Source organism: Pseudomonas sp. S3_A03, from assembly GCF_054668275.1.
The window spans coordinates 2439179-2463897 of record NZ_CP162753.1 but is presented as its reverse complement, the minus strand read 5'-3'; the positions used below and the strand labels follow the sequence as shown (position 1 = coordinate 2463897).

18 protein-coding genes and 1 pseudogene are annotated in these 24719 nt (G+C 60.4%); 6 read left to right on the top strand and 13 right to left on the bottom strand.

Going from position 1 to position 24719, the window contains the following annotated elements:
* Window positions 1–56 precede the first annotated feature (56 nt).
* The 10 genes from AB4O25_RS11105 to ccoN (AB4O25_RS11060) form a co-directional block, all read right to left on the bottom strand.
* Complete coding sequence (locus tag AB4O25_RS11105; protein ID WP_460150858.1) at window positions 57–596, bottom strand: FixH family protein; 540 nt, start codon at window positions 594–596, stop codon at window positions 57–59.
* A gap of 15 nt (window positions 597–611) precedes the next feature.
* Entirely contained in the window at window positions 612–2027 is a 1416-nt protein-coding gene (ccoG, locus tag AB4O25_RS11100; RefSeq protein ID WP_460150857.1) for a cytochrome c oxidase accessory protein CcoG, read from the bottom strand.
* Window positions 2028–2339: 312 nt separating this feature from the next.
* Window positions 2340–3317: a cytochrome-c oxidase, cbb3-type subunit III gene (gene ccoP / locus AB4O25_RS11095; protein WP_460150856.1), complete on the bottom strand. Its 978-nt coding sequence runs from the start codon at window positions 3315–3317 to the stop codon at window positions 2340–2342.
* On the bottom strand, window positions 3314–3499 hold the full coding sequence (locus tag AB4O25_RS11090; RefSeq protein WP_003175465.1) for a CcoQ/FixQ family Cbb3-type cytochrome c oxidase assembly chaperone: 186 nt from the start codon (window positions 3497–3499) through the stop codon (window positions 3314–3316). The genes ccoP (AB4O25_RS11095) and AB4O25_RS11090 overlap by 4 nt, the downstream gene beginning before the upstream one ends.
* Window positions 3500–3505: 6 nt before the next feature.
* Entirely contained in the window at window positions 3506–4114 is a 609-nt protein-coding gene (gene ccoO / locus AB4O25_RS11085) for a cytochrome-c oxidase, cbb3-type subunit II (RefSeq protein ID WP_003193167.1), read from the bottom strand.
* Window positions 4114–5556, bottom strand: a complete 1443-nt coding sequence (ccoN, locus tag AB4O25_RS11080) for a cytochrome-c oxidase, cbb3-type subunit I (RefSeq protein ID WP_065878162.1) — start codon at window positions 5554–5556, stop codon at window positions 4114–4116. Before ccoN (AB4O25_RS11080) ends, ccoO (AB4O25_RS11085) begins: the two co-directional genes overlap by 1 nt.
* Before the next feature lie 423 nt (window positions 5557–5979).
* On the bottom strand, window positions 5980–6927 hold the full coding sequence (gene ccoP / locus AB4O25_RS11075) for a cytochrome-c oxidase, cbb3-type subunit III (RefSeq protein ID WP_017527507.1): 948 nt from the start codon (window positions 6925–6927) through the stop codon (window positions 5980–5982).
* Window positions 6924–7124 (bottom strand): cbb3-type cytochrome oxidase subunit 3, encoded by a 201-nt coding sequence (locus AB4O25_RS11070; protein WP_010208563.1) that lies wholly within the window; start codon window positions 7122–7124, stop codon window positions 6924–6926. Before AB4O25_RS11070 ends, ccoP (AB4O25_RS11075) begins: the two co-directional genes overlap by 4 nt.
* Window positions 7125–7127: 3 nt before the next feature.
* Entirely contained in the window at window positions 7128–7736 is a 609-nt protein-coding gene (gene ccoO, locus AB4O25_RS11065) for a cytochrome-c oxidase, cbb3-type subunit II (protein WP_017527509.1), read from the bottom strand.
* 10 nt (window positions 7737–7746) lie between these two features.
* A complete protein-coding gene (gene ccoN, locus AB4O25_RS11060) occupies window positions 7747–9171 on the bottom strand; it encodes a cytochrome-c oxidase, cbb3-type subunit I (RefSeq protein ID WP_116079354.1) in 1425 nt (474 codons plus the stop codon).
* Between the two features lie 79 nt (window positions 9172–9250).
* On the opposite strand from ccoN (AB4O25_RS11060), the gene AB4O25_RS11055 reads away from it, so the two are divergent.
* Window positions 9251–9943, top strand: a complete 693-nt coding sequence (locus AB4O25_RS11055; RefSeq protein WP_116079355.1) for an alpha/beta family hydrolase — start codon at window positions 9251–9253, stop codon at window positions 9941–9943.
* Window positions 9944–9975: 32 nt separating this feature from the next.
* On the opposite strand, the gene AB4O25_RS11050 is transcribed toward AB4O25_RS11055, so the two are convergent.
* Entirely contained in the window at window positions 9976–11541 is a 1566-nt protein-coding gene (locus AB4O25_RS11050; protein ID WP_017527512.1) for a methyl-accepting chemotaxis protein, read from the bottom strand.
* A 451-nt stretch (window positions 11542–11992) separates the two neighbouring features.
* Between AB4O25_RS11050 and AB4O25_RS11045 the strand changes: the two genes are divergently transcribed.
* From AB4O25_RS11045 to AB4O25_RS11035, 3 genes are all read left to right on the top strand, one after another.
* Window positions 11993–13435 (top strand): mannose-1-phosphate guanylyltransferase/mannose-6-phosphate isomerase, encoded by a 1443-nt coding sequence (locus tag AB4O25_RS11045; RefSeq protein WP_116079357.1) that lies wholly within the window; start codon window positions 11993–11995, stop codon window positions 13433–13435.
* Between the two features lie 443 nt (window positions 13436–13878).
* Window positions 13879–14913 carry a GDP-mannose 4,6-dehydratase gene (gene gmd, locus AB4O25_RS11040; protein WP_017527514.1) on the top strand — a complete coding sequence of 345 codons (1035 nt, stop codon included), beginning with the start codon at window positions 13879–13881 and terminating at the stop codon, window positions 14911–14913.
* Window positions 14914–15008: 95 nt separating this feature from the next.
* Entirely contained in the window at window positions 15009–15959 is a 951-nt protein-coding gene (locus AB4O25_RS11035) for a GDP-mannose 4,6-dehydratase (RefSeq protein ID WP_116079359.1), read from the top strand.
* Window positions 15960–15986: 27 nt separating this feature from the next.
* Here the strand turns inward: AB4O25_RS11035 and AB4O25_RS11030 are convergent, their stop codons facing one another.
* Window positions 15987–16871 carry a DMT family transporter gene (locus AB4O25_RS11030; RefSeq protein ID WP_017527516.1) on the bottom strand — a complete coding sequence of 295 codons (885 nt, stop codon included), beginning with the start codon at window positions 16869–16871 and terminating at the stop codon, window positions 15987–15989.
* Window positions 16872–16923: 52 nt separating this feature from the next.
* On the bottom strand, window positions 16924–18534 hold the full coding sequence (locus tag AB4O25_RS11025) for a methyl-accepting chemotaxis protein (RefSeq protein ID WP_370737724.1): 1611 nt from the start codon (window positions 18532–18534) through the stop codon (window positions 16924–16926).
* Window positions 18535–18938: 404 nt separating this feature from the next.
* On the opposite strand from AB4O25_RS11025, the pseudogene aceK reads away from it, so the two are divergent.
* Window positions 18939–20636 (top strand): annotated as a pseudogene (gene aceK, locus AB4O25_RS11020) (bifunctional isocitrate dehydrogenase kinase/phosphatase); the annotation flags it as partial.
* A 129-nt stretch (window positions 20637–20765) separates the two neighbouring features.
* Window positions 20766–24677, top strand: a complete 3912-nt coding sequence (hrpA, locus tag AB4O25_RS11015) for an ATP-dependent RNA helicase HrpA (protein ID WP_460150855.1) — start codon at window positions 20766–20768, stop codon at window positions 24675–24677.
* Window positions 24678–24719: the final 42 nt, after the last annotated feature.

Here is a 24719-nt window from a genome sequence, read left to right as displayed (position 1 = left end):
GGAACGCATTCCAACTGTGGAGGGGGGCTTGCCCCGGATGCGCGAAGCGCGGGCTTTTACTTCTTGAGGTCTTCGGCCCCTTGCAGCGGCTCGTCGCCCAGCAGCAAGTCCTTGTCGTGGCTGACCTCTTCTTCTTCGAACAGGCGCCAGGTCTTGTCGCCTTCCACGCCCAGCAGTTCGACGAAGCGACGACCCTGGACCTTGTCGGTGACCTGGCCAATATAGCGGCCCGGCTCGCTGTCGCTGCGCGCCAGGTTGATCTTGCGATCCTTCTCCGGCTGGGTCGGGGAAATCAGATTGAGTTCCAGGGTGGTCGGGTTGCTGTAGCCGGTGAGGTTCAGCTCGACTTCACCGGTCAGTTCATCCAGATGCAGCTTGGCGCGCAATTGCAGGGTCTGGCCCAGGCGTTCGCGGTCCAGGGAACGGTTGATGCCCTTGCCAGCCTCGTAGTAATTGTCGTTGACCAGGTTGTCCGGGTTGTTCACCGCGATGGTTACCATGGACAAGGTCAAGGTCACCGAGCAGGCGAGGATTCCAATGATGATCCAGGGCCAGAGGTGCTTGTACCAAGGGCTTGCGGCAGTGGTTGCGGGCATTCTCGTGTTCCCTGTTTAACGAACTTGTGGGCCGATGAACCGGCTCTTGGCTTCAATACGGACGCTGGTGTCATCGGCATCCTTGAGGATGAAAGTCACCTCGTTGGTACTCGACGGCAGTTGTTCCGGCGCGCTCGACAGCTCCACCGGCATGCTCACGATATCCCCGGCGGCCACTTTGATTTCGCGTCGGCCTTGCAGCTTGAGGTCCGGCAGGCCGGCGGCGTCGAGCACGTAGGTGTGGTCGCGCTGGTCTTTGTTCATGATCTTCAGGCTGTAGACGTTTTCGATACGGCCTTCGGCGTTTTCGCGGTACAGCACGCGGTCTTTGCTCACGTCGAAACCCACCAGTGAACGCATGAAAAACGCGGCGGCCAACAGGCTCATCATCGCCAGTAGCACCAGGGCGTAACCGATCAGGCGTGGGCGCAATTTGTGGGTCTTTTGCCCCGACAGGTTGTGTTCGGTGGTGTAGCTGATCAGGCCGCGCGGGTACTCCATCTTGTCCATGATGTTGTCGCAGGCGTCGATGCACGCGGCGCAACCGATGCACTCGATCTGCAGGCCGTCACGGATGTCGATGCCGGTGGGGCACACCTGTACGCACATCGTGCAATCGATGCAGTCGCCCAGGCCCTGGGCCTGGTAGTCGCTACCTTTTTTACGCGGGCCGCGCAGTTCGCCACGGCGCGGGTCGTAGGACACGATCAGGGTGTCTTTGTCGAACATCACGCTCTGGAAACGGGCGTATGGGCACATGTAGATGCACACCTGTTCGCGCAGCCAGCCGGCGTTGCCGTAGGTGGCGAGGGTGAAGAAACCCACCCAGAAATACGACCAGCCGTCGGCCTGGCCGGTGAAGAAGTCGAACACCAGTTCGCGGATCGGCGAGAAGTAGCCGACAAAGGTCATGCCGGTGACAAAACCGATCAATAGCCACAGGGTGTGCTTGCTGAATTTGCGCAGGAACTTGTTGGCGCCCATCGGCGCCTTGTCCAGCTTGATGCGCTGGTTGCGGTCGCCTTCGGTGACTTTTTCGCACCACATGAAGATCCATGTCCACACGCTTTGCGGGCAGGTATAGCCGCACCACACGCGGCCGGCGTACACCGTGATAAAGAACAGGCCAAACGCCGCCACGATCAGGATGCCCGACAGCAGAATGAAGTCCTGAGGCCAGAAGGTCGCGCCAAAAATAAAGAACTTACGCTCCGGCAGGTTCCACCACACTGCCTGGTGACCGCCCCAGTTCAGCCACACCGTGCCGAAGTAAAGCAGGAACAGCCCGGCGCCGCCGAGCATGCGCAGATTGCGGAACAGGCCGGTGAAGGCGCGGGTATAGATCTTCTCGCGCGCGGCGTAGAGATCGACCGTTTTACTCTCGGTTTTGGCAAGCGGGGTAACGTCATGTACCGGTATTTGGTTGCTCATCATTGCATCCCACGGCGGTGGAGATTTGCCTCGGCCAGTACGTGCCAACCGGGGTCAAATTAAGGGTCTTGCAGTGGCTTAATGATACGCCCCCGATGGTACGCCAAGGGTGCGACCTTTGGTCGCGTTGGGGGAAATGAATTGATGGTGTACGTGATCTGGATCAATTGACTTGGGAAGTATGGACGGTTTTTGCGGGTAAGCCGGTCATTCGTCCCATGGATTTATCAGTGGAACGCCACTGGAACTGAAATCACTGAACAAAAAGCCCCGCCAGCTTTCGCTGCGCGGGGCTCTGTTGTCTGAGCGCTTTTACTGCTCTTCAGCCTTCTTATCCCCATGGGACAAGCTGTACACATACGCCGCCAACAAATGCACTTTGTCGTTGCCTTGCAGTTGCTCCTGCGCCGGCATCTGGCCCTGGCGGCCATAACGGATGGTCTGTTGCAGTTGGGCGAAGCTTGAGCCGTAGATGAACGCACCGGGGTGGGTCAGGTCGGGCGCGCCCATGGCGGGGGTGCCTTTACCGGCCGGGCCGTGACAGGCCACGCAGTTGGCGGCGAAGAGTTTTTCGCCGTTGGCCACGTCAGCCTTGGCGCCTTCCGGCAAGGTGCGACCGTCGAGCTTGGTCACCACAAAGCCCGCTACGTCGGCCACGCCTTGCTCGCCGATGACTGCGGCCCAGCCCGGCATCACCGCGTGGCGGCCCTTCATGATGGTTTCCTTGATGGTGTTCGCCTCGCCACCCCAGCGCCAGTCGGCGTCGGTCAGGTTGGGGAAACCATAGGCGCCCTTGGCGTCGGAACCGTGGCACACCGAGCAGTTGGAGGCGAACAGACGGCCACCCATCTTCAAGGCTTGCGGGTCCTTGGCCACTTCTTCAATCGGCATCGATGCGAATTTGGCGAAGATCGGCCCGAACTTGGCGTCCGACCTGGCCATTTCCTTTTCCCATTCGTGTACGCCGGTCCAACCGGTCTGGCCGTTGGCGAAAGGGGTCTGTTTTTCGGTGTCGAGGTAGTTGTAGCCCGGCAGCAGGCCTTTCCAGTTGCCCAGGCCCGGGTACAGCACCAGGTAGCCAAGGGCGAAGATGATGGTGCCGACGAACAGCATGAACCACCACTTGGGCAGCGGGTTGTCGTACTCCTCGATGCCGTCGAACGAGTGGCCGACGGTTTCGTCGGTTTGTTCGGCGCGCTGGCCCTTGCGGGTCGACAGCAGCAGCCAGGTCAGGGCGAAGATGGTGCCCAGGCTGAGGACTGTGACGTACAGACTCCAGAACGTAGTCATTCTTTGTTACTCCTAGAAGCTTGCTCGACGTGCTTGATGGCTTCGGGGTCATCCGCAAAGGGCAGCAAGGTCGCGTCTTCAAACTCCGACTTGCGCTTGGGGCTGAACACCCACAACGCCAGACCGATAAAAGCCACCATCACGACAACGGTGCCCAGGCCACGAATCATCCCGATATCCATGAAGAATCACCGTTTGCTTTTGATGATGGTGCCCAGGCCCTGCAGGTAGGCCACCAGTGCGTCCATTTCGGTCTTGCCCTTCACGGCTGCGGCTGCACCGGCGATATCTTCGTCGGTGTAGGGCACGCCCAGGGTGCGCAAGACTTCCATCTTCTTCGCGGTGTCCTTGCCGTCCAGCTTGTTTTCCACGAGGAACGGGTACGCCGGCATTTTCGACTCGGGCACAACGTTGCGCGGGTTGTACAAGTGCGCACGCTGCCAGTCATCGGAGTAACGCCCGCCCACACGCGCCAGGTCCGGGCCGGTACGCTTGGAGCCCCACAGGAACGGGTGGTCCCATACGCTTTCACCGGCCACCGAATAGTGGCCATAGCGTTCGGTTTCGGCACGGAACGGCCGGATCATCTGCGAGTGGCAGCCGACACAACCGTTGGCGATGTAGACGTCGCGGCCTTCCAGTTCAAGGGCGGTGCGTGGCTTCATGCCTTCGACCGGCTTGTTGGTGACATCCTGGAAAAACAGCGGAACGATCTGGGTCAGGCCGCCGATGCTCACGGCGATGACCATGAAGAAGGCCAGCAGGCCGATATTCTTCTCGACTACTTCATGCTTCATCAGTGGGCTCCCACAACGGCGATCTTGGCGGCGGCTTCGGCTTGTGCAGGGTCCGAGGCACGCACGGTGCGCCAGACGTTGTAGGCCATGAACAGCATGCCGGCGGCAAAGAACGCACCGCCCAGGGCACGGACAATGTAGCCAGGGTGGCTGGCTTGCAGCGCTTCGACGAAGGAGTAGGTGAGGGTGCCGTCATCGTTGATCGCACGCCACATCAGGCCTTGGGTGATGCCGTTGACCCACATCGAGGCGATGTAGAGCACGGTACCGATGGTCGCCAGCCAGAAGTGCGTGTTGATCAGCCCGACGCTGTGCATCTGCGCGCGGCCGAACAGCTTGGGAATCATGTGGTACAGCGCGCCGATGGAGATCATTGCCACCCAACCGAGGGCACCGGCGTGTACGTGGCCGATGGTCCAGTCGGTGTAGTGGGACAGCGAGTTGACGGTCTTGATTGCCATCATCGGCCCTTCGAAGGTCGACATGCCGTAGAACGCCAGGGACACCACGAGGAAGCGCAGGATCGGGTCGGTGCGCAATTTATGCCAGGCGCCCGACAGGGTCATCATGCCGTTGATCATGCCGCCCCAGCTCGGGGCCAGCAGGATGATCGACATCGCCATGCCCAGGGACTGCGCCCAGTCCGGCAGGGCGGTGTAGTGCAAATGGTGCGGACCGGCCCAGATGTACAGGGTGATCAGTGCCCAGAAGTGCACGATGGACAGGCGATACGAGTAAATAGGACGTTCGGCCTGTTTAGGCACGAAGTAGTACATCATCCCCAGGAAACCGGTGGTGAGGAAAAAACCTACGGCGTTGTGGCCGTACCACCACTGGATCATCGCGTCCGTCGCGCCGGCGTAGGCCGAGTAGGACTTGAACAGGCTGACCGGCAACGACGCGTGGTTGACGATGTGCAGCATCGCCGTGACCACGATGAAGGCACCGTAGAACCAGTTGCCCACGTAGATATGTTTGGTCTTGCGCTTGACGATGGTGCCGAAGAACACCGCACCGTAGGTCACCCAGACAATCGCCAGCAAAATGGCGATCGGCCATTCCAGCTCGGCGTATTCCTTGGTGGTGGTGTAGCCCAGCGGCAGGCTGACGATGGCGCCGATGATGACCGCTTGCCAACCCCAGAAGGTAAAGGCGGCGAGGCCGTCGGAGATCAGCCGCGTCTGGCAGGTGCGCTGCACGACATAGTAAGAGGTGGCAAACAGCGCGCATCCGCCGAAAGCGAAAATCACCAGGTTGGTGTGCAGTGGGCGTAGACGGCCGAAGGTCGTCCAAGGCAGGTCGAAATTCAATTCCGGCCAGACCAGTTGCGAGGCGATGAACACCCCGAGCCCCATGCCAAGGATCCCCCAGACCACCGTCATGATGGCGAACTGGCGGACTACCTTATAGTTATAAGCAGTCGGACTGATTGCTGTGCTCATTCTAAGGTTCCACGGTTTAGGTTTTTTTATAGGTAAAATCGGCCGCAAGTATGGAGAAAGCGAGGGGCCATTGCAACGCAACGGCTGACCTGGATCAATGCGTTCCACGCCAGATTCTGCGCCCTTTCCATGTTTGGCGTAAGGACAAATCCGAAATGGAAAGCTGATCAAGTGGACAGGAAAATTGCGGGGTCACAACGGGTGTCGTTGGGCGTACCGCAATCGCTGCGCTTGAAAGCAAGCGTAGACCCGAATGGCAGGAGGGGAAAGGTGTGCTTTGGAAGGGTGCGACACTTGGTCGCGCCAAAAGATGCCGCACGGTAACGAGCGAACAAAAAACCTGTGGCAAGGGATCTTGCTGGGGTAAGGGAGCAAGCTCCCCGTGGAAAGTGACCGCCCCAGGGTCGGGGCGGTCGTCAACGCTTACTGCGGTTGGGCTTGCGGCGTTGCGCCGTTGGCGTTATGGGACAGGCTGTACACGTAAGCCGCCAGCAAATGCACCTTGTCATTGCCTTGCAGCACGTCCTGCGCCGGCATCTGGCCCTGGCGGCCGTGACGGATAGTCTGCTGCAACTGCGCCAGGCCGGTGCCGTAGATATAACCGCCGGGCAGCGTCAGGTTCGGCGCGCCCATGGCTTCCATGCCGTGGCCTTGTGGGCCATGGCAGGCTACGCAGGTGGTGTTGAACGCAGCTTGACCGGCGGCCAGGTCAGCAGTGCTGTCGGCCGGCAGTGGCAGTTTGGCCAAGTCGTGACGCACATAGGCGGCGACGTTTCTTACACCATCATCACCCAATATCTCACCCCAGGCCGGCATCGCCGCGTGGCGACCGTTCAGGATGGTGGTCTTGATCGCTTCGGCCGAACCGCCCCAGCGCCAGATAGTGTCTGCCAGGTTAGGGAAACCGTACGCGCCCTTGGCATCCGAACCGTGGCACACCGCGCAGTTGGAGGCGAACAAACGCCCGCCCATTTTCAGCGCTTGCGGGTCCTTGGCCACTTCTTCCACGGGCATGGCCGAGAATTTGGCGAAGATCGGCCCGAACTTGGCGTCGGCCTTGGCCATTTCCTTGTCCCACTCCTTGGCCTGGGTCCAGCCGCCTTCATAACCGGGCAATATGCCTTTCCAGTTGCCCAGGCCCGGGTAGAGCACCAGGTAGCCGACGGCAAACACCAGGGTGCCGGCGAACAGCATGAACCACCACTGCGGCAGGGGGTTGTCGTATTCCTCGATACCGTCGAAGGCGTGGCCCATGGTCTGGTCGACGCTGCCCTTGGTCTCGCCCTTGCGGGTGCCGATCAACAGCCAGGTCAGGCCGATCAGGCTGCCGATGGTCAGTACACAGATCCATGTACTCCAGAATAGGGTCATGGCCGGGTGCTCCTTATTGCAGGCTCTTCTTGAGCGTCGGATGGAGAAGGTTCATCGGCGAAGGGCAGCAGGCGCGCCTGCTCGAATTCCGCATTGCGCCGGTTGTTGAACACCCACAGTGACAGGCCGATAAAGGCGATGGCGACGACCAGCGTGCCAAGGCCGCGGATGGTGCCCGCATCGAATTCAAATCCCATGGCTCACCTCTTGCTCTTGATGGCGGTGCCGAGCACTTGCAGGTATGAAACCAGCGCGTCCATTTCGGTCTTGCCCTTGAGGCTGGCGACGGCGCCACTGATGTCGTCGTCGGTGTACGGCACGCCGAGGGTGCGCATCACCTTCAACTTGCTCTCGGTGTGGCTGCTGTCGACCTGGGCCGTGACCAGCCATGGATAGGCCGGCATTTTCGACTCCGGTACCACGTTGCGCGGGTTGTACAAGTGCGCGCGATGCCAGTCGTCCGAGTAGCGTGCGCCGACGCGTGCCAGGTCCGGCCCGGTGCGCTTGGAACCCCACAGGAAGGGGTGGTCCCACACGCTTTCACCGGCGACCGAGTAGTGGCCGTAACGTTCGGTTTCGGCGCGGAACGGACGGATCATCTGCGAGTGGCACTGTACGCAGCCTTCGCGGATGTAAATGTCGCGGCCTTCCAGTTGCAGCGCGGTGTAGGGCTTCATGCCTTCGACCGGCTTGTTGGTCACGTCCTGGAAGAACAGCGGGACGATCTGGGTCAGGCCGCCGATACTCACGGCGAGTACCATCAGCAACATCAGCAGGCCGACGTTTTTTTCAATCGTTTCGTGTTTCATCACGGACTCCTCAGGCCAACTGCGCAGTGGCAGTGGCTTCGACAGGCTGCGGCGAACGCACGGTGCGCCACGTGTTGTAAGCCATCAGCAGCATGCCGCTGAGGAACACCGCGCCGCCCACCAGCCGCACGATGAAGCCTGGGTGGCTGGCCACCAGGGTTTCGACGAAGGAGTAGGTCAAGGTGCCGTCTTCGTTGACCGCACGCCACATCAGGCCCTGGGCGATGCCGTTGACCCACATCGAAGCGATGTAGAGCACGGTGCCGATGGTGGCCAGCCAGAAGTGCGCGTTGATCAGGCCGAGGCTGTACATCTGCTCGCGACCGAAGATTTTCGGGATCATGTGGTACAGCGCGCCGATGGAGATCATCGCCACCCAACCCAGCGCCCCGGCGTGTACGTGGCCGATGGTCCAGTCGGTGTAGTGGGAGAGGGCGTTGACGGTCTTGATCGCCATCATCGGACCTTCGAAGGTCGACATGCCGTAGAAGGCCAGGGAGACAACAAGGAAGCGCAGGATCGGGTCGCTGCGCAACTTATGCCAAGCCCCCGAGAGCGTCATCATGCCGTTGATCATGCCGCCCCAGCTTGGCGCCAGCAGCACCAGCGACATCACCATGCCCAACGACTGCGCCCAGTCCGGCAGCGCGGTGTAGTGCAAGTGGTGCGGGCCGGCCCAGATGTACAGGGTGATCAGCGCCCAGAAGTGCACGATGGACAAGCGATAGGAATACACCGGGCGCTCGGCCTGCTTGGGTACGAAGTAGTACATCATCCCCAGGAAACCGGCGGTGAGGAAAAAGCCTACCGCGTTGTGCCCATACCACCACTGCACCATGGCATCCGTCGCACCGCCGTAGAGGGAGTAGGACTTGGTCAGGCTGACCGGGATTTCCAGGTTATTGACGATATGCAGGATGGCCACGGTGATGATGAACGCACCGAAGAACCAGTTGCCGACGTAGATGTGCTTGGTGTTGCGCTTCATCACCGTGCCGAAGAACACGATGGCGTAGGCCACCCAGACAATGGTGATCAGGATGTCGATCGGCCATTCCAGCTCGGCGTATTCCTTGGAACTGGTGTAGCCCAGCGGCAAGGTGATCGCGGCCAAGAGGATGACCAACTGCCAGCCCCAGAAGCAGAACGCGGCGATTTTCGGCGCGAACAGCTGAGTCTGGCAGGTGCGCTGCACCGAGTAGAACGAGCTGGCAAACAGCGCGCAGCCACCGAAGGCGAAGATCACCGCGTTGGTGTGCAGCGGGCGCAAGCGGCCGAAGCTGGTCCAGGGCAAATCGAAGTTGAGCGCGGGCCAAACCAATTGGGCGGCGAGAAAAACCCCGAGCCCCATGCCGACGATGCCCCACACCACCGTCATAATGGCGAATTGGCGGACCACCTTGTAGTTATAGGCGGTACTTAAAGTAGTGTTCATGGTTCCCCATCCACGGTTCAACCCAAGCAAGTGCGGCACTTGGGCTGGAGTTATAGGCAGACTAAATAGCGAGGCAAGCATGGGCAAAGAGCACAAGGCCAGTATTGACGGGGATCAATGGGCGCAGTGTGCGCGGGAACATGGGTGGTTATGGGATGTCGCATCGGGCCCGGCGGCGGGTACCGCGCCGACGCTGATCCTGGCCCACGGCGCCGGCGCCCCGATGGACTCGTCTTTCATGAGCGACATGGCTGCACGCCTTGCCGGGCATGGCGTGAACGTGTTGCGCTTCGAGTTTCCCTATATGGCCCAGCGTCGGCTGGACGGCGGCAAACGCCCACCGAACCCGGCGCCGAAACTGCTGGGTGCCTGGCGTGAGGTGCATACCGTAGTGCGACGCCATGTCGCTGGGAAACTGGCCATCGGTGGCAAGTCGATGGGTGGGCGCATGGCCAGTTTGTTGGCCGATGAAGTCGGCGCCGATGGCCTGGTGTGCCTGGGGTATCCCTTCTATGCGGTGGGTAAGCCTGAGAAACCACGGGTCGAGCACCTGGCGGGCTTGAAAACACCGACGCTGATTGTGCAGGGCGAGCGCGATGCCTTGGGCAATCGGGCGGCGGTAGAAGGCTATGATTTGTCGCCGAGCATCGAGGTGATGTGGCTGGAGGCGGGGGATCATGACTTGAAGCCGTTGAAGGCTTCCGGGTTTAGCCATGAGCAGCATGTGGAGGCTGCGGCAGTGAGGGTGGCCGGGTTTCTCGGCGCCCTCTAGGGCCCTATCGGGGGCAAGCCCCCGATAGCGGTTTACCGGTTAAACCGCTCCACCAGCGAGTACTGGGTATTAGCGGTATGCGTCAGCTCTTCACTCAACTGCGCCGAGTTCAACGCCTGCTCCGAGGTCTGGTCCGCCAGCAACGCAATGGTGCTGATATTGCGACTGATCTCCTCGGCCACCGAGCTTTGTTCCTCGGTCGCCGCGGCGATTTGGGTTGTCATGTCGGTGATATGCGCCACCGCCTCACTGATGCCCACCAGCGCCTGGTCTGCTTCCATCACCCGCGCCACGCCTTCTTCGGCCTGGCGATGCCCGGCGTCCATGGTCTGTACGGCGGCGGAGGCGGTTTGCTGCAGCTTGGCGATCAGGGCATGGATCTGCCCGGTCGATTCAGCCGTGCGTTGCGCCAGTTGGCGAACCTCGTCAGCCACTACCGCAAAACCACGGCCCATTTCGCCGGCACGTGCCGCTTCGATGGCTGCGTTCAATGCCAGCAAGTTGGTCTGGTCGGCAATGCCTTTGATCACGTCAACCACGCCACCGATCTCATCGCTGTCCTTGGCCAACTGCGTGACGGTCACCCCCGTTTCCCCGACGGCCAGCGACAAGCGCTGAATCGCCTCGCGGGTTTCCCCGGCGATATCGCGCCCGCGACCGGTCAGGCGGTTGGCCTCCTGGGTCGCATCGGCGGTGCGCTGCACGTGGCTGGCCACTTCCTGGGTCGTCGCCGCCATCTGGTTGACCGCCGTGGCCACCTGTTCGGTTTCGACGCGCTGGCGTTCCAGGCCGCTGGAGCTGTTGTGCGCCAGGGTGTTGGACTGCGCGGCTTGGTCGTTGAGGTGTTCGGCGGTGTCCTGCAAGCGCGTAAGACAGGTCTTCAGACGTGCCTCCTGGCTGAGGATCGACATCTCCAGGCGCGCCTGGGCGCCACGGCTGTCGGTGTACATCTGCGCGATCAGCGGGTCGGACGTGGTTTGCTCGGCCAGGCGCAACAGGCGCTTGAGCCCGCGCTGCTGCCAGCTCAGGCCCAGCAGGCCCAACGGTACCGACAAGCCCGCCGCCAGGGCAAAGCCCCAGTGGGAATTGAGCGACGCGCCGATCATGAAACTTAACTGGCTGATCAGGATAAATGGCACCCAGTCCTGCAACACCGGCAGCCACTTGTCCCGCTGGGGAACGGCCGACTTGCCCTGGTTGATGCGTTGGTAGAGCGCTTCGGCCCGGCGGATCTGCTCGGTGGTGGGCTTGATGCGTACCGATTCGTAGCCGACCACCTGATTGCCTTCGAAGACCGGCGTCACATAGGCGTTAACCCAGTAATGATCGCCCGTCTTGCAGCGGTTCTTGACAATGCCCATCCATGGCAAGCCTTGTTTGAGCGTTGACCACATATGCCCGAACACTGCAGCCGGCACATCCGGGTGACGTACCAGGTTGTGCGGCGCACGCAGCAGTTCTTCACGGGAGAACCCACTGATCTCGACGAACGCGTCGTTGCAGTAAGTGATCACGCCTTTGGCATCTGTGGTGGAGATCAACCGTTGCTGAGCGGGGAAGGTACGTTCGCGCTGGGTAACGGGTTGGTTATTACGCATGGTTTTTTTATCCGCAAGGCTTTGAAGGGTTGTCGGCCGTGATCTGTGATTGTTGAGTGGATTTTCCGATAAGCAGTGTAGACACAGTCCCGGCGCAAGGGCGCGAGCATTCATGTGGCGTACACCGATGGGCTGCAGAGCGTGGGGTGTTTTTGCGGGCGTTCGGTTGTTTGAGGCGCAAAATCGACACGTCCCTTGGCAGGCTTTTTTCCTGGGCCATAAAAAATAGTTTTTGTCTGTCGGATGACGGGTCTTTTCCTAGACATAAATGACCATTTAAATAAGAATGTTCGGGGTAATTTGTAAGAGAAACGCCATAACCTCCTCCAAACGCTCCGGCGATTTGATTTTTTAGCTCAAAGACTCTAGTCGCTTTGCTTTCGAGTCTGTTCGTCGCGAGGAGGCGAGGGCGACGGCCGAAATAAAATGACATTGCGTAAAGGAGTACAGTGTGGCACTCGTTCCAGTCATTATTTGCGGCGGTGCGGGTAGCCGTCTGTGGCCTGTTTCCCGTTCAGCGCATCCCAAACCGTTTATTGAATTGCCAGATGGTGGCAATTTAATTCGGAAGACTTATGCCCGTGCCTTGGCTTTGGAGTCGGTCAGCGAAGTATTGACCATCACCAATCGTGATCTTTATTTCAAGACGCTCGATGAGTACGGCGCGCAGGCTCCGGAATTCACCAATTTAAGTTTCGTTCTGGAGCCATTCGGACGTAATACGGCTGCCGCAGTCGCACTCGCGGCCCAGGAAGTTGCACGAACTCATGGGCAAGATGCCATCATGTTAGTGCTGCCTGCCGATCACTTAATAGATAATCACGCTGCATTTGCCCAGGCCGTTTGCTCTGCTTCGGAACTGGCAAAAGACGGCTGGCTGGTGACGTTCGGTGTAAAACCGGAGTTTGCGGAAACCGGTTACGGCTATATCCAAAAAGATAATGACGGCCCCCTTGGTAATGGGTTCAAGGTCAAACGTTTCGTCGAGAAACCGGACCTGGAAACGGCTCAAGGGTATGTGGCGTCGGGCGATTATTTTTGGAACTCCGGCATGTTCTGCTTCCGCGCGGGTACGCTGATCCAAGAAATGCAATTGTGCGCGCCGGATGTATCCAGCGCCGTGGACGCGTGCCTCGCAGGTTCCGGCACGATGACGGGTCACAGCCACCGCAGCCTGCACTTGGAGCCGGGCAGCTTTGCCAGGGTGCCGGACATCTCCATCGACTTCGCACTGATGGAGCGCTCAAGCAAAGTGGCGACGGTGCCTTGTGACATCGGTTGGAGCGATATCGGTTCGTGGAACGCCATGAGTGAACTGTCCCCGGCGGATGAGCACGGCAATCGCATTGACGGCGAGGCTATTTGTCATAACTCCAACAACAACTATGTGCGCAGCCATCGCCGACTGGCGGCTTTGGTCGGCGTTCAAGACCTGATCATTGTCGACACGACCGATGCCCTGCTGGTTGCACACAAAGATCACGCGCAAGACATCAAGGCTATCACTGCTCAGTTGAAGAAAAATGGGCATCAGTCCCATCTGGACCACACCACCGTGCGCCGTCCGTGGGGGGCCTACACCACCTTGGAAGACGGGCAGCGGTTCAAGATCAAGCGCATTGTCGTCAAGCCCCAAGGTTCGTTGTCGCTGCAGATGCACCATCACCGCAGCGAGCACTGGATTGTGGTCAGCGGTATGGCACGCGTGGTCAATAATGACCGCGAATTTCTACTCAATACCAATGAATCAACCTTCATTCCTGCCGGGCACACCCATCGGCTGGAGAATCCGGGGGTCATTGACTTGGTATTGATCGAAGTGCAGAGCGGTGATTACTTGGGTGAAGACGATATCGTGCGGTTCGAGGATATTTACGGTCGGGCCGGCATCTGAGTCATGCGCCGTTGGAAACACGTTTGAGGGCTCGCGGTTTGCCCGGCATCGCTTGGGTTGGGGTAGAGGATTATTCACCCATTGGCGCAGGTTGCGATTTAAGTGCTGATGTTGCCCAGCGTGCCGCCTGCGAAGTTGCAGGGTATTGAAGTAAATGCACTGTCGGGATTGTTTGCGACGCAGAGATTTTGATGAGGTTCACACCGCCGTATTTACAGTTGAGCCGAATATAAAGTGAAACTCCATTGCGCATGCCCAAGAGCATTCATGGGGCAATTGTGCCGCTGGTTTTTTGCTGGTGTAACAAGATCAATTTTTGGTAAGCGCGTCGCTTGGGCGTGCTCATGTTTTCGGATAGAACGGGTAATGGACTGTACTCTTCATTACGATCTGAGTAGGTCAGCCTCGTTCGTTATAGGATTTATTTTCGAAGGGGATTTTTCATGAAAAAAGCAATTATCACCGGTGTTACTGGCCAAGACGGTGCGTACCTTGCTCAGCTCTTGCTGGAAAAAGGCTACACCGTATATGGCACCTATCGCCGTACCAGTTCGGTCAATTTCTGGCGGATGGATGAGCTAGGTGTCACCCAGCACCCAAACCTGCACCTGGTCGAATACGATCTGACTGATCTGTCCTCCAGCATTCGTCTGCTGCAGACCACGCAGGCCACTGAAGTCTACAACCTGGCTGCCCAGAGCTTCGTCGGTGTGTCCTTCGACCAGCCGGTGACCACCGGTGAAATCACGGGCTTAGGCGCGGTCAATTTGCTGGAAGCCATCCGCATCGTTAACCCGAAGGTGCGCTTCTACCAGGCCTCTACTTCGGAAATGTTCGGCAAGGTTCAAGCGATTCCACAGGTCGAATCCACGCCCTTTTATCCGCGCAGCCCATACGGCGTTGCCAAGTTGTACGCGCACTGGATGACCATCAACTACCGCGAGTCCTACGGGATATTCGGGACCAGCGGTATCTTGTTCAATCACGAGTCGCCACTGCGCGGCCGTGAGTTCGTTACCCGTAAGATCACTGACTCCGTCGCCAAGATCACCCAAGGCAAACTGAGCGTCCTGGAGCTGGGCAACATGGACGCCAAGCGCGATTGGGGTTTTGCCAAAGAGTACGTGGAAGGTATGTGGCGCATGCTGCAAGTCGATGAGCCAGACACCTTCGTGCTGGCGACCAATCGCACTGAAACAGTACGTGACTTTGTATCGCTGGCATTCAAAGCGGTTGAGATCGACCTGGAATGGAAAGACAAGGGTGACCAGGAGCACGCGATTGACGCACGCACCGGCAACACCGTGGTGCGGGTCAACCCGAAGTTCTACCGACCTACCGAGGTGGAGTTGTTGATCGGCGATCCAGCAAAAGCCAAGGCGGTCCTGGGTTGGGAACCAAAAACCAGCCTGGAGGAACTGTGCCGGATGATGGTTCAAGAAGACTTGCGTCGTAACGAACAAGGCTTTTCGTTCTAAGGCCAGAAGAGCGCAGTCACTTGCGTTGCAGTGGGCGGGTTCTATTTGAACCCGTTCGGTCCTACTTATGTTGTTCAGGCCAAAGGTGAATAGCGGTGAAACATGTTCTGGTGACTGGAGCCAACGGCTTTGTCGGTAAAGTCCTGCTCGGGCAACTATTGGCGGCAGGCTATCGAGTAAGTTGTGCTTGCACTACGCCCAACCCGTCACCTCGTGAAGGCGTGGAGCAGGCCATACTGGATATCCGTGATCCAAGTGCCTGTGCGGCGACGCTTGAACGGTTAAAGCCAACCCATATTATTCACCTGGCGGCCATTTCCCACGTGCCAACCAGTTTTCAAGACCCTCTGCTGACTTGGAATACCAATGTCATGGGCAGCCTGAATCTGCTGGAAGCCGTGAAACAGAAGGCCCCGGATGCCTTTGTTGTGTTCGCCAGTTCCTCTGAAGTGTATGGCGAGGCGTTCAAGGCTGGCGTAGCGCTGGACGAAAGCAGCCCGTGCTTGCCGATGAACCCTTATGCGGCCAGTAAATTGGCTGCGGAGTTGGCACTCGAGCAGTATTTCAAGCAGGGTGTGCGAGGCGTGATTGCGCGCCCTTTCAACCATATTGGCAGCGGCCAGTCTCCTGACTTCGTGACGGCATCGTTTGCCCGACAGATCGCACGCATCGAAAGCGCAGAACAAGCGCCGGTCATGCAAGTCGGCAATCTGGAGGCATGCCGCGATTTCCTCGATGTGCAGGATGTGTGTGCCGCTTACGTGCAGTTGCTCAAGCTGAGCGATCGTCACGATTATCCCCGTTTGTTCAATATCGCATCGGGGCAGTCGCGCAAAATTCGCGACATTCTTGACGAGATGATCAGCCAAAGTACCGTGGCTATTTCTGTTGAGCTTGACCCTCAACGCTTGCGGCCGTCCGATATCCCGGTCGCGGTGGGTAACTGTGACCGCATCCGCGACGTGCTCGGCTGGCAGCCAACTATCCCGCTGGAAGACACCCTGGCTTCGTTGTTGGCTGACTGGCGGTCGCGCACAGACGCATAAAACGTGTCCTCACCGAGCAACTCGCGCCTACAATTTTTGCGGGCGCAACACCAACCCCAACGCCCCCCCAATCAACACCCCTCCATACACGTGCGCCATCGACAACGGCTCCCCCAATAGCAAAGCCCCCCACAACACTCCAAACGGTGGGATCAAAAACGTCGTGGTCATCGATTTCACCGGTCCGATGGATGTCAGCAGCCGGAAGTACAAAACATACGCGAACGCTGTACACACCAAGCCCAACCCCAGCAGCGACATCCACACCTGCCACCCACCCCAGCTCGCGGGCGGATGGCTGATGGCGCTGTAGGCAAACAACGGCAGCAGGAACAACGTGGCGCCGAGCATGCTGCCCAACGCCGACAGGCGGCTGTCCAAGCCGCCGCGTTGGTCCAACCAGCGCCGCGCCAGGAACCCGGCAAAGCCATAACAGGTGGTGGCCAGCAAGCAGGCCAGCGCACCCGTCAACAATTCCAGGTCAAACGCCACTGGCCCCGCGCGGGTCAGTACGCCCACGCCGAACAAGCCCAGGCACACGCCGGCGAGTTTCGAGGGGGTGAGGCGCTCGCTGAAGAACAGCCCGCCGATCAGTACGCCCATCAGTGGCGTGGTCGCGTTGAAAATCGCCGAATAGCCCGCCGGCAGCACCTGGGCCGCCAGCGAATACAAGGTTGCGGGGATGCCGGAGTTGATCACGCCCAGCAGCAGCACGGTTTTGAACTTGCCCTGGAAGTCCCAGCTCACCCGCATCACTGTCAACATCACCAGCAGCCCGGCGGCGGCAATCGATACGCGGAAAAACGCGGTGGGCACGGTGCCGATTTCCGGCGCAATAATGCGCATGAACAGGAAGCTCGCGCCCCAGATGGCAGCCAGCCCCAGCAGGTAGAGGGTGTCGACAGGTCTCACGCAACGCTCCTACATCAATCAGGCGGCGAGTGTTGCACGCCGCTTTCATTGATTACAGAACAAACCGCGTCACCAGCCCATTCAGGTCCACCGCCAGGCGCGACAGTTCCTGGCTGGCGGCGCAGGTTTGGGTGGCGCCGGCGGCGGTCTGGGTGGACAGGTCGCGAATATTTACCAGGCTGCGGTCCACCTCCCGCGCCACCAGTGCTTGTTGCTCGGCGGCGCTGGCGATCACCAGGTTGCGCTGGCTGATCTGCGAGATGGCGGCGGTGATTTTCTCCAGGGCGCTGCCGGCGCTGTTGGCCCGTTGCAGGGTTTGGCCGGCGTGTTCGGCGCTGCTGTTGAGGGCCTCGACGGTGTTCTGGGTACCTTGCTGGATGCTGGTGATCATCTGCTCGATTTCCTGGGTGGAGTCCTGGGTGCGCTGGGCGAGCGAGCGCACCTCATCGGCGACTACCGCAAACCCGCGCCCGGCTTCACCGGCGCGCGCGGCTTCAATGGCGGCGTTGAGCGCCAGCAGGTTGGTTTGCCCGGCAATGCCACGGATCACCTCCAGCACCTTGCTGATGTCCTGCGCCTGTACGGCCAGGCCTTCGGCCTTGTTCGAGGCGCCGAGCACTTCCTCCACCAGGTTCTGGATCGAACTGATGGTTTCGCTGATCTGGTAGTGGCCGTGCTTGCTGTCTTCGTCCGAGGCCTGGGACGCTTCGGCGCTGGACACCGCGTTACCCGCCACTTCGTCCACCGCTGCGCTCATCTGGTTGACGGCGGTGGCGGCCTGTTCGATTTCATCGTTCTGTGCCTGCAGGCCACGGGTGCTCTGGTCCATCACCGAACTCATTTCCTCGGCCGCCGAGGCCAGTTGCTGGGCCGACTCGCTGATGCCTCGGATGGTGCTCTGCAACTGCGCCTGCATGCTGGCCAGCGCGCTGAGCAGTTGGGCCGGTTCATCGGTGCCACTGACCTTGATCGGCTGGCTCAAGTCGCCGTTGGCGATGGTGCGTGCCACGCTCAGGGCCTGGGCGATTGGGTGGGTGATGCTGCGAGTCAACAACCAGGCCATCAGCAAGGTGGCGATCAGCGCACCCACGATAATCAGGCTGACCACCCACTGCGCGCTCGAATACATCTGTGCCGCCGAATCGGCGGCGGCCTCGACGCCGTTCTGGTTGAACACGATCAGGTTTTCCAGGCTCTGGCTGAGGACCGCACCCTGGGGGGCGAGGCGACTGACGAGCAGGTCGAGGGCGTCCTGCTGCTGATCCTTGTCCACCAGCGCGATCATTTGGCTAGCGATGGCGAGGTAGGTCGCCACATTGGTTCTCAGGGTTTTGAGCAACTCGCGTTCTTCGTCGTTGCTCAGCAAGGTTTCATGCCGGTCGAGCAAGGCTTGCAGCTCGCTGCCGGTGCGGGTGATCAGGCCTCGGCTGGTGTCACGCACCCGCGATTCGTCGGTGCTCACCATGCGCAGGGACTCCAGGCGGACCGTGGCGATCAAGGCGGCGCTGTCGTGGATGTTCTCGATGCTCGGCATCCAATTCTGTTCAATGACCAGCGCACTTTCGCGCAGTTTGACCATCTGGCCCAGCCCAAACAGCCCCACGATCACCAGCAAAGCGGCCAAAACCCCAAAACTCAGGCTGGCGCGTAGCCCGATCCGCATATTCCTCAACGACATCTCAATGCTCCTTGTGCGATTAAAACCTGCTCCCGTAGCGGTCTTTTGACCTTGTCAGGGCGGGAGAGGGCGCGCTGTATATCAAAGTGCCATCAAGCTAGTAATCGGGGTTTCCCTTACTTGGATCCAAAATCATGGCGCATTGCCAGGTTCAAGACCGTTGGCGCTTTTCCAGGGCGGGGTGGCAAGCCACGCGTTTGCGGGGCTAGAGGCGCGGCGGCGGGTGACGTGTGCGCACGTTTATTGACCGATTGGTCGACTTATAAAAAATCAAAATAAATGCATGAAGTGAACGAAGCTGTACAACGCGGCGTAAAAAATCGTCCTTCTCCTGCTCTCCTACACTGGCTAAGCTCAGGGCTTCCAGATGCCCGTTCGAGGTTTCCCGCATGCCGCAGTCCGCCCCCGCCATCGCCCGAATGATCCTCGATGGCTTCGATGATTACCGCGAGCACTTCCGCCAGATCACCGACGGCGCCCGCGAGCGATTCGAAAAGGCCCAGTGGCAACAGGGCCAGGCGGCGTCGGCGGCGCGCATCAACCTGTATGAGGACAAAGTTCTTGAGGTGACCACACGCCTGCGCGCCAGCTTCGATGCCGCGCTGTTGCTGAAGATTGACCTGTGGCCCCTGGTTAAAAGCGCCTACATCGGCCTGATCGACCTGCGCTTCGACGATGAACTGTCGGAGACCTGGTACAACTCGATCTTTTGCGGCCTGTTCAGCCACGACCTGATCAGCGACGGCTGCATGTTCATTCACACCACACGGCCAAGCCTGCGCCGGGCACGCGCGGCGCAAACTCGCACGTACGCACCGGCCGGCAACATTGCGCCGGTGCTGGCGCAAATTTTCACGGACTTCAGCTTCAGCGAACCCTACGCCGACTTGCCCGCCGACCTGCGGCGCCTCCAAGCGCAACTGCGCGAGAACCTGCCGGATTGGGTGTGCAAGGACCCGGACCTCAAGATCGAGCTGTTTGCCTCGGTGCTCTACCGCAACAAAGGCGCCTACCTCGTAGGGCGCATCTACACCCGTGACGAACAATGGCCCTTGGTGATCCCGCTGTTGCACCGCGAGGGGCAGGGGATCCAGATCGATGCGTTGATCACCGACGAAGCCGAGGTGTCGATCATCTTTTCGTTCACCCGCTCCTACTTCATGGTCGACGTGCCGGTACCGGCGGAATTCATCGGCTTTCTCAAGCGCATCCTGCCGGGCAAACACATCGCCGAGTTGTACACCTCCATCGGCTTCTATAAACACGGCAAGTCGGAGTTCTACCGCGCGCTGATCAACCACCTGGCGACCACTGACGATCAATTCATCATGGCTCCCGGTGTGCGCGGCATGGTCATGAGCGTGTTTACCCTGCCGGGCTTCAACACCGTGTTCAAGATCATCAAGGACCGCTTCTCACCGTCGAAAAACGTCAACCGCGCCACAGTGATCGAGAAGTACCGCCTGGTTAAAAGCGTTGATCGTGTCGGGCGCATGGCCGATACCCAGGAGTTCGCCGACTTCCGTTTTCCGCTGAGCAAGTTCGAGCCCGAGTGCCTTGCCGAGCTGTTGGAAGTGGCCGCCGACACGGTCGAGGTGGAGGGCGACACGGTGCTGATTCGCCACTGTTGGACCGAACGGCGCATGACCCCGCTCAACCTCTATCTCGACAACGCCAACCCCGCCCAGGTGCGTGAAGCCCTGGAAGACTACGGCCTGGCCATCAAGCAACTGGCGGCGGCCAATATCTTCCCCGGCGACATGCTGCTGAAGAATTTCGGTGTCACCCGCCACGGTCGCGTGGTGTTCTACGACTACGACGAGATCTGCTTTCTTACCGAAGCCAACTTCCGCCACATCCCGGCACCGCGTACCCCGGAGGATGAAATGGCCTCCGAGCCCTGGTACTCCATCGGCCCGCTGGACGTGTTCCCGGAAGAGTTCCCACCGTTCCTGTTTGCCGATGCCGGCCAGCGCAAGCTGTTCAATGAACTGCACGGCGAGTTGTACAACGCCGACTATTGGAAGGGCCTGCAAGACGCGATTCGGGCCGGCAAGGTGATTGATGTGTTTCCGTATCGCAGAAAGAGCCGCTGTAAGCGTCAAACGGCAAGAGAAAACCACACGGTGCTTACTGACTGCTTGAAGCTTGCCGCTTGCTGCTGCTTTTCTGCGACAATCCGCCCCCTGCCTATATAGAAGACCCTTGCGTACCTGATGACCGACCAAGCGCCCACTATCGACCAACTGCTCAAAAACCTCGATCACGCCATGCTCGCCGACCGCCACCGCTTGCGTCGGCAGTTGCTTGAGCTGCGCAAGAAACCCGACGAGGAGAAGCTGGCGCAGTGGGTCACGCGCCTGCAGGCTTCCTGCGCCCAGGTCACGGCGCGGCGCGCCAGCCTGCCGGTGATTCGCTACGACGACAGCCTGCCGATCGCGGCCAAGCGCGACGAGATCAAGACGGCGCTGCAAAAGCATCAGGTGCTGATCATTGCCGGCGAAACCGGCTCGGGTAAAACCACCCAGTTACCGAAAATCTGCCTGGAGATCGGCCGCGGCCAGTACGGCCTGATCGGTCACACCCAGCCACGCCGGATCGCCGCGCGCAGCGTCGCCAGCCGCGTGGCCGAAGAGCTGGCCACGCCGCTCGGGGCGTTGGTCGGCTATCAAGTACGCTTCGAAGACCAGAGCGACTCCAATACCCTGGTCAAGCTGATGACCGACGGCATCCTGCTGGCGGAAACCCAGAACGACCGCTACCTGGAACGCTACGACACGATCATTGTCGACGAAGCCCACGAACGCAGCCTGAACATCGACTTCCTGCTGGGTTACCTCAAGACCCTGCTGCCGCGGCGCCCGGACCTGAAAGTCATCATCACCTCGGCGACCATCGACCTTGAACGGTTTTCCAAGCACTTCGACGATGCGCCGATTGTCGAGGTCTCGGGCCGCACCTTCCCGGTGGACACCTGGTATCGCCCGCTGACGCTGGAACAGGACGAGGAGGGCAACCGCGTCGAGGACGACTTGACCGTTGACCAGGCGATCCTCGCCACCCTCGACGAAATCGCCGCCTATGAGCGCAGCGAACGGCGCAGCCCCGGCGATGTGCTGGTGTTTTTGCCGGGTGAGCGCGAGATTCGCGACGCCGCCGAGATGCTGCGCAAGGCCCAGCTCAAGCACACCGAAATCCTGCCACTGTATGCGCGCCTGTCGCCGGCCGAGCAGCAGCGCATTTTCCAGTCCCACCCCGGCCGCCGGGTGGTGCTGGCGACCAACGTCGCGGAAACCTCGCTGACCGTGCCGGGCATTCGTTACGTGATCGACAGCGGCACCGCGCGCATCAGCCGCTACAGCTACCGCGCCAAGGTGCAGCGGCTGCCGATCGAGGCCATTTCCCAGGCCAGCGCCAACCAGCGTAAAGGCCGTTGTGGCCGGGTGGAGCCGGGCATCTGTATCCGCCTGTACAGCGAAGAAGATTTTATCGGCCGCCCGGAATTCACCGACCCGGAGATCCTGCGCACCAACCTGGCCGCCGTGATCCTGCAAATGCTGCACCTGCGCCTGGGCGAGATCACCGATTTCCCGTTTATCGAACCGCCGGATGGCAAGGCCATCAGCGACGGTTTCAACCTGCTGCAAGAGCTGTCGGCGGTCGACCGCAACAGCCAGCTCACGCCGCTGGGCCGTCAACTGGCGCGCCTGCCGGTGGACCCGCGCATGGGCCGCATGCTGCTCGAAGCCGCCAAGCTCGGCAGCTTGCAGGAAGTGCTGATCGTCGCCAGCGCGATGTCGATCCAGGATCCGCGCGAACGCCCGCCCGAGCGTCAACAGGCCGCCGACCAGGCCCACGCCCAATGGAAAGACCCGGACTCGGACTTCGCCGGGCTGGTCAACTTGTGGCGCGGCTTTGAAGAACAACGCCAGGCGCTCACCGCCAGCCCGCTGCGCAACTGGTGCCGCAAAAATTTCCTCAACTATTTGCGCCTGCGCGAATGGCGTGACTCCCATCGCCAGTTGAGCCTGATCTGCCGCGACATGCAGCTGGCCCTCAACAAAGAGCCGGCCGACTATCCGAAACTGCACAAGGCCGTGCTGGTGGGCCTGCTCAGCCAGATCGGCCAGAAGACCGAAGAGGGCGATTACCTCGGCGCGCGTCAGCGTCGCTTCTGGATTCACCCGTCATCGGGCATCGGCAAAAAACGCCCGCAATGGCTGATGACCGCCGAGCTGGTGGAAACCACCAAGCTCTATGCGCGCATGGTGGCCAAGATCGATGCCGACTGGATCGAGCCGTTGGCCGGGCACCTGATCAAGAAAAACCACTTCGAACCGCACTGGGAAAAAAAGCGCGGCCAAGTAGTGGCCTTCGAGCAGATCACCCTGTTCGGGCTGATTGTGGTCGGGCGCCGGCCGGTGCATTACGGGCCGATTGACCCGGTGGTGTCCCGCGAGCTGTTTATCCGCGAAGGCCTGGTGCGTGGCGAGATTCAGTCCCGCGCCAAGTGCCTCACGGCCAACCAGCAGTTGCTGGAGCAGCTCGACGAACTGGAAGCCAAGGCGCGCCGCCGCGACATCCTGGCCGACGAAGAAACCCTGTACGCCTTCTACGACGCGCGCTTGCCGGCGGAGATCCACCAGACCGCGACTTTTGACAGTTGGTACAAGGTCAACAGCCAGAAAGACCCGCAGTTGCTGATCATGCGTGAGGAAGATGTGCTGGCCCGCGAAGCCAGTGAAGTCACCGCCGCGCATTACCCGGACACCTTGCACCTGGGCGACCTGGCCCTGGCGCTCAGCTACCACTTCGAACCCAACCACCCGCGCGATGGCGTGACCTTGCGCGTGCCGGCGCCGCTGCTGCCGGCCTTGCCGCCGGAGCGCCTGGAATGGCTGGTACCGGGGTTGATCGAAGCCAAGTGCATTGCCTTGGTGCGCAACTTGCCCAAGGCCCTGCGCAAGAACTTCGTGCCGGTGCCGGACTTCATCAAAGCCGCGCTGCAACGCATCGAATTCGGCCAGGGCTCTTTGCCGCAGGCACTGGGCCGCGAACTGCTGCGCATGACCGGCGCGCGGGTCAGCGATGAAGCCTGGGCTGAAGCGGCGCAGCAGGTGGAAAACCACCTGAAGATGAACCTGGAAGTCGTCGACGCCCAGGGCAAGTTCCTCGGCGAAGGCCGTGACCTGGCCGAGCTGACCGCACGGTTCGCCGAAGCCAGCCAGGCCGCCCTGGCCGTGCCGCAAACCGCGAAGAGCCAGCAACCGGTGGAGGCCAAGGTGTTCGCCGCCGTGGCCGAGAAAACCCAGCAGAACATCGCCGGGCTGTCGATGACCGTGTATCCGGCGCTGGTGGAAGAAAACGGCACGGTCAAGGAAGGGCGTTTTTCCACCGCAGCCGAAGCCGAGTTTCAGCACCGCCGCGCCTTGCAGCGTCTGTTGATGCAGCAACTGGCGGAACCGGCCAAGTTCCTGCGCGGCAAATTGCCCGGCCTGACTGAGTTGGGCCTGATGTACCGCGAATTGGGGCGTATCGACGCGCTGGTGGAAGACATCCTGCTGGCCAGCCTCGACACCTGCGTGCTGGACGGCGAAGCCAGCCTGCCGCGTGATGGCGCGGGCCTGGCCGCCTTGGCCGAGCGCAAGCGTGGCAGTTGGACCGAGCATGCCGAACGCCTGGCGCGCTTGACCCTGGACGTGCTGAAACTCTGGCATGGCCTGCAAAAGTGCTTCAAAGGCAAGATCGACCTGGCCCAGGCCGTGGCGCTCAACGATATCAAGCAGCAGTTGAGCAACCTGGTGTACCCGGGTTTTGTGCGCGAAACCCCGGCACAGTGGCTCAAGGAGCTGCCGCGATACCTCAAGGCCATCGAACTGCGCCTGGAGAAACTGCCGGGCCAGTTGCAGAAGGATCGGGTGTGGAGCGGCGAACTCGGCGGGTTGTGGGCGCAGTACCAGAACCGTCTGAATAAACATACCCAGGAAGGCAAGCGCGACCCTCAGTTGGAGCTCTACCGCTGGTGGTTGGAGGAATATCGCGTGTCGTTGTTTGGCCAGCAATTGGGCGCCAAGGTACCGATTTCCGACAAACGCTTGAGCAAGCAATGGGGCCAGGTAGAGCCCTGAAGCCTTGCTCGGTTTCCAGCACACAGCAGGTTCAAATGTGGG

What these genes read in the sequence shown, in the direction of transcription:
- AB4O25_RS11105 (WP_460150858.1), bottom strand. Translation starts at nt 596, where the DNA reads ATGCCCGCAACCACTGCCGCAAGCCCTTGGTACAAGCACCTCTGGCCC.
- ccoG (WP_460150857.1), bottom strand. Translation starts at nt 2,027, where the DNA reads ATGAGCAACCAAATACCGGTACATGACGTTACCCCGCTTGCCAAAACC.
- ccoP (WP_460150856.1), bottom strand. Translation starts at nt 3,317, where the DNA reads ATGACTACGTTCTGGAGTCTGTACGTCACAGTCCTCAGCCTGGGCACC.
- AB4O25_RS11090 (WP_003175465.1), bottom strand. Translation starts at nt 3,499, where the DNA reads ATGGATATCGGGATGATTCGTGGCCTGGGCACCGTTGTCGTGATGGTG.
- ccoO (WP_003193167.1), bottom strand. Translation starts at nt 4,114, where the DNA reads ATGAAGCATGAAGTAGTCGAGAAGAATATCGGCCTGCTGGCCTTCTTC.
- ccoN (WP_065878162.1), bottom strand. Translation starts at nt 5,556, where the DNA reads ATGAGCACAGCAATCAGTCCGACTGCTTATAACTATAAGGTAGTCCGC.
- ccoP (WP_017527507.1), bottom strand. Translation starts at nt 6,927, where the DNA reads ATGACCCTATTCTGGAGTACATGGATCTGTGTACTGACCATCGGCAGC.
- AB4O25_RS11070 (WP_010208563.1), bottom strand. Translation starts at nt 7,124, where the DNA reads ATGGGATTTGAATTCGATGCGGGCACCATCCGCGGCCTTGGCACGCTG.
- ccoO (WP_017527509.1), bottom strand. Translation starts at nt 7,736, where the DNA reads ATGAAACACGAAACGATTGAAAAAAACGTCGGCCTGCTGATGTTGCTG.
- ccoN (WP_116079354.1), bottom strand. Translation starts at nt 9,171, where the DNA reads ATGAACACTACTTTAAGTACCGCCTATAACTACAAGGTGGTCCGCCAA.
- AB4O25_RS11055 (WP_116079355.1), top strand. Translation starts at nt 9,251, where the DNA reads ATGGGCAAAGAGCACAAGGCCAGTATTGACGGGGATCAATGGGCGCAG.
- AB4O25_RS11050 (WP_017527512.1), bottom strand. Translation starts at nt 11,541, where the DNA reads ATGCGTAATAACCAACCCGTTACCCAGCGCGAACGTACCTTCCCCGCT.
- gmd (WP_017527514.1), top strand. Translation starts at nt 13,879, where the DNA reads ATGAAAAAAGCAATTATCACCGGTGTTACTGGCCAAGACGGTGCGTAC.
- AB4O25_RS11025 (WP_370737724.1), bottom strand. Translation starts at nt 18,534, where the DNA reads ATGCGGATCGGGCTACGCGCCAGCCTGAGTTTTGGGGTTTTGGCCGCT.
- hrpA (WP_460150855.1), top strand. Translation starts at nt 20,766, where the DNA reads ATGACCGACCAAGCGCCCACTATCGACCAACTGCTCAAAAACCTCGAT.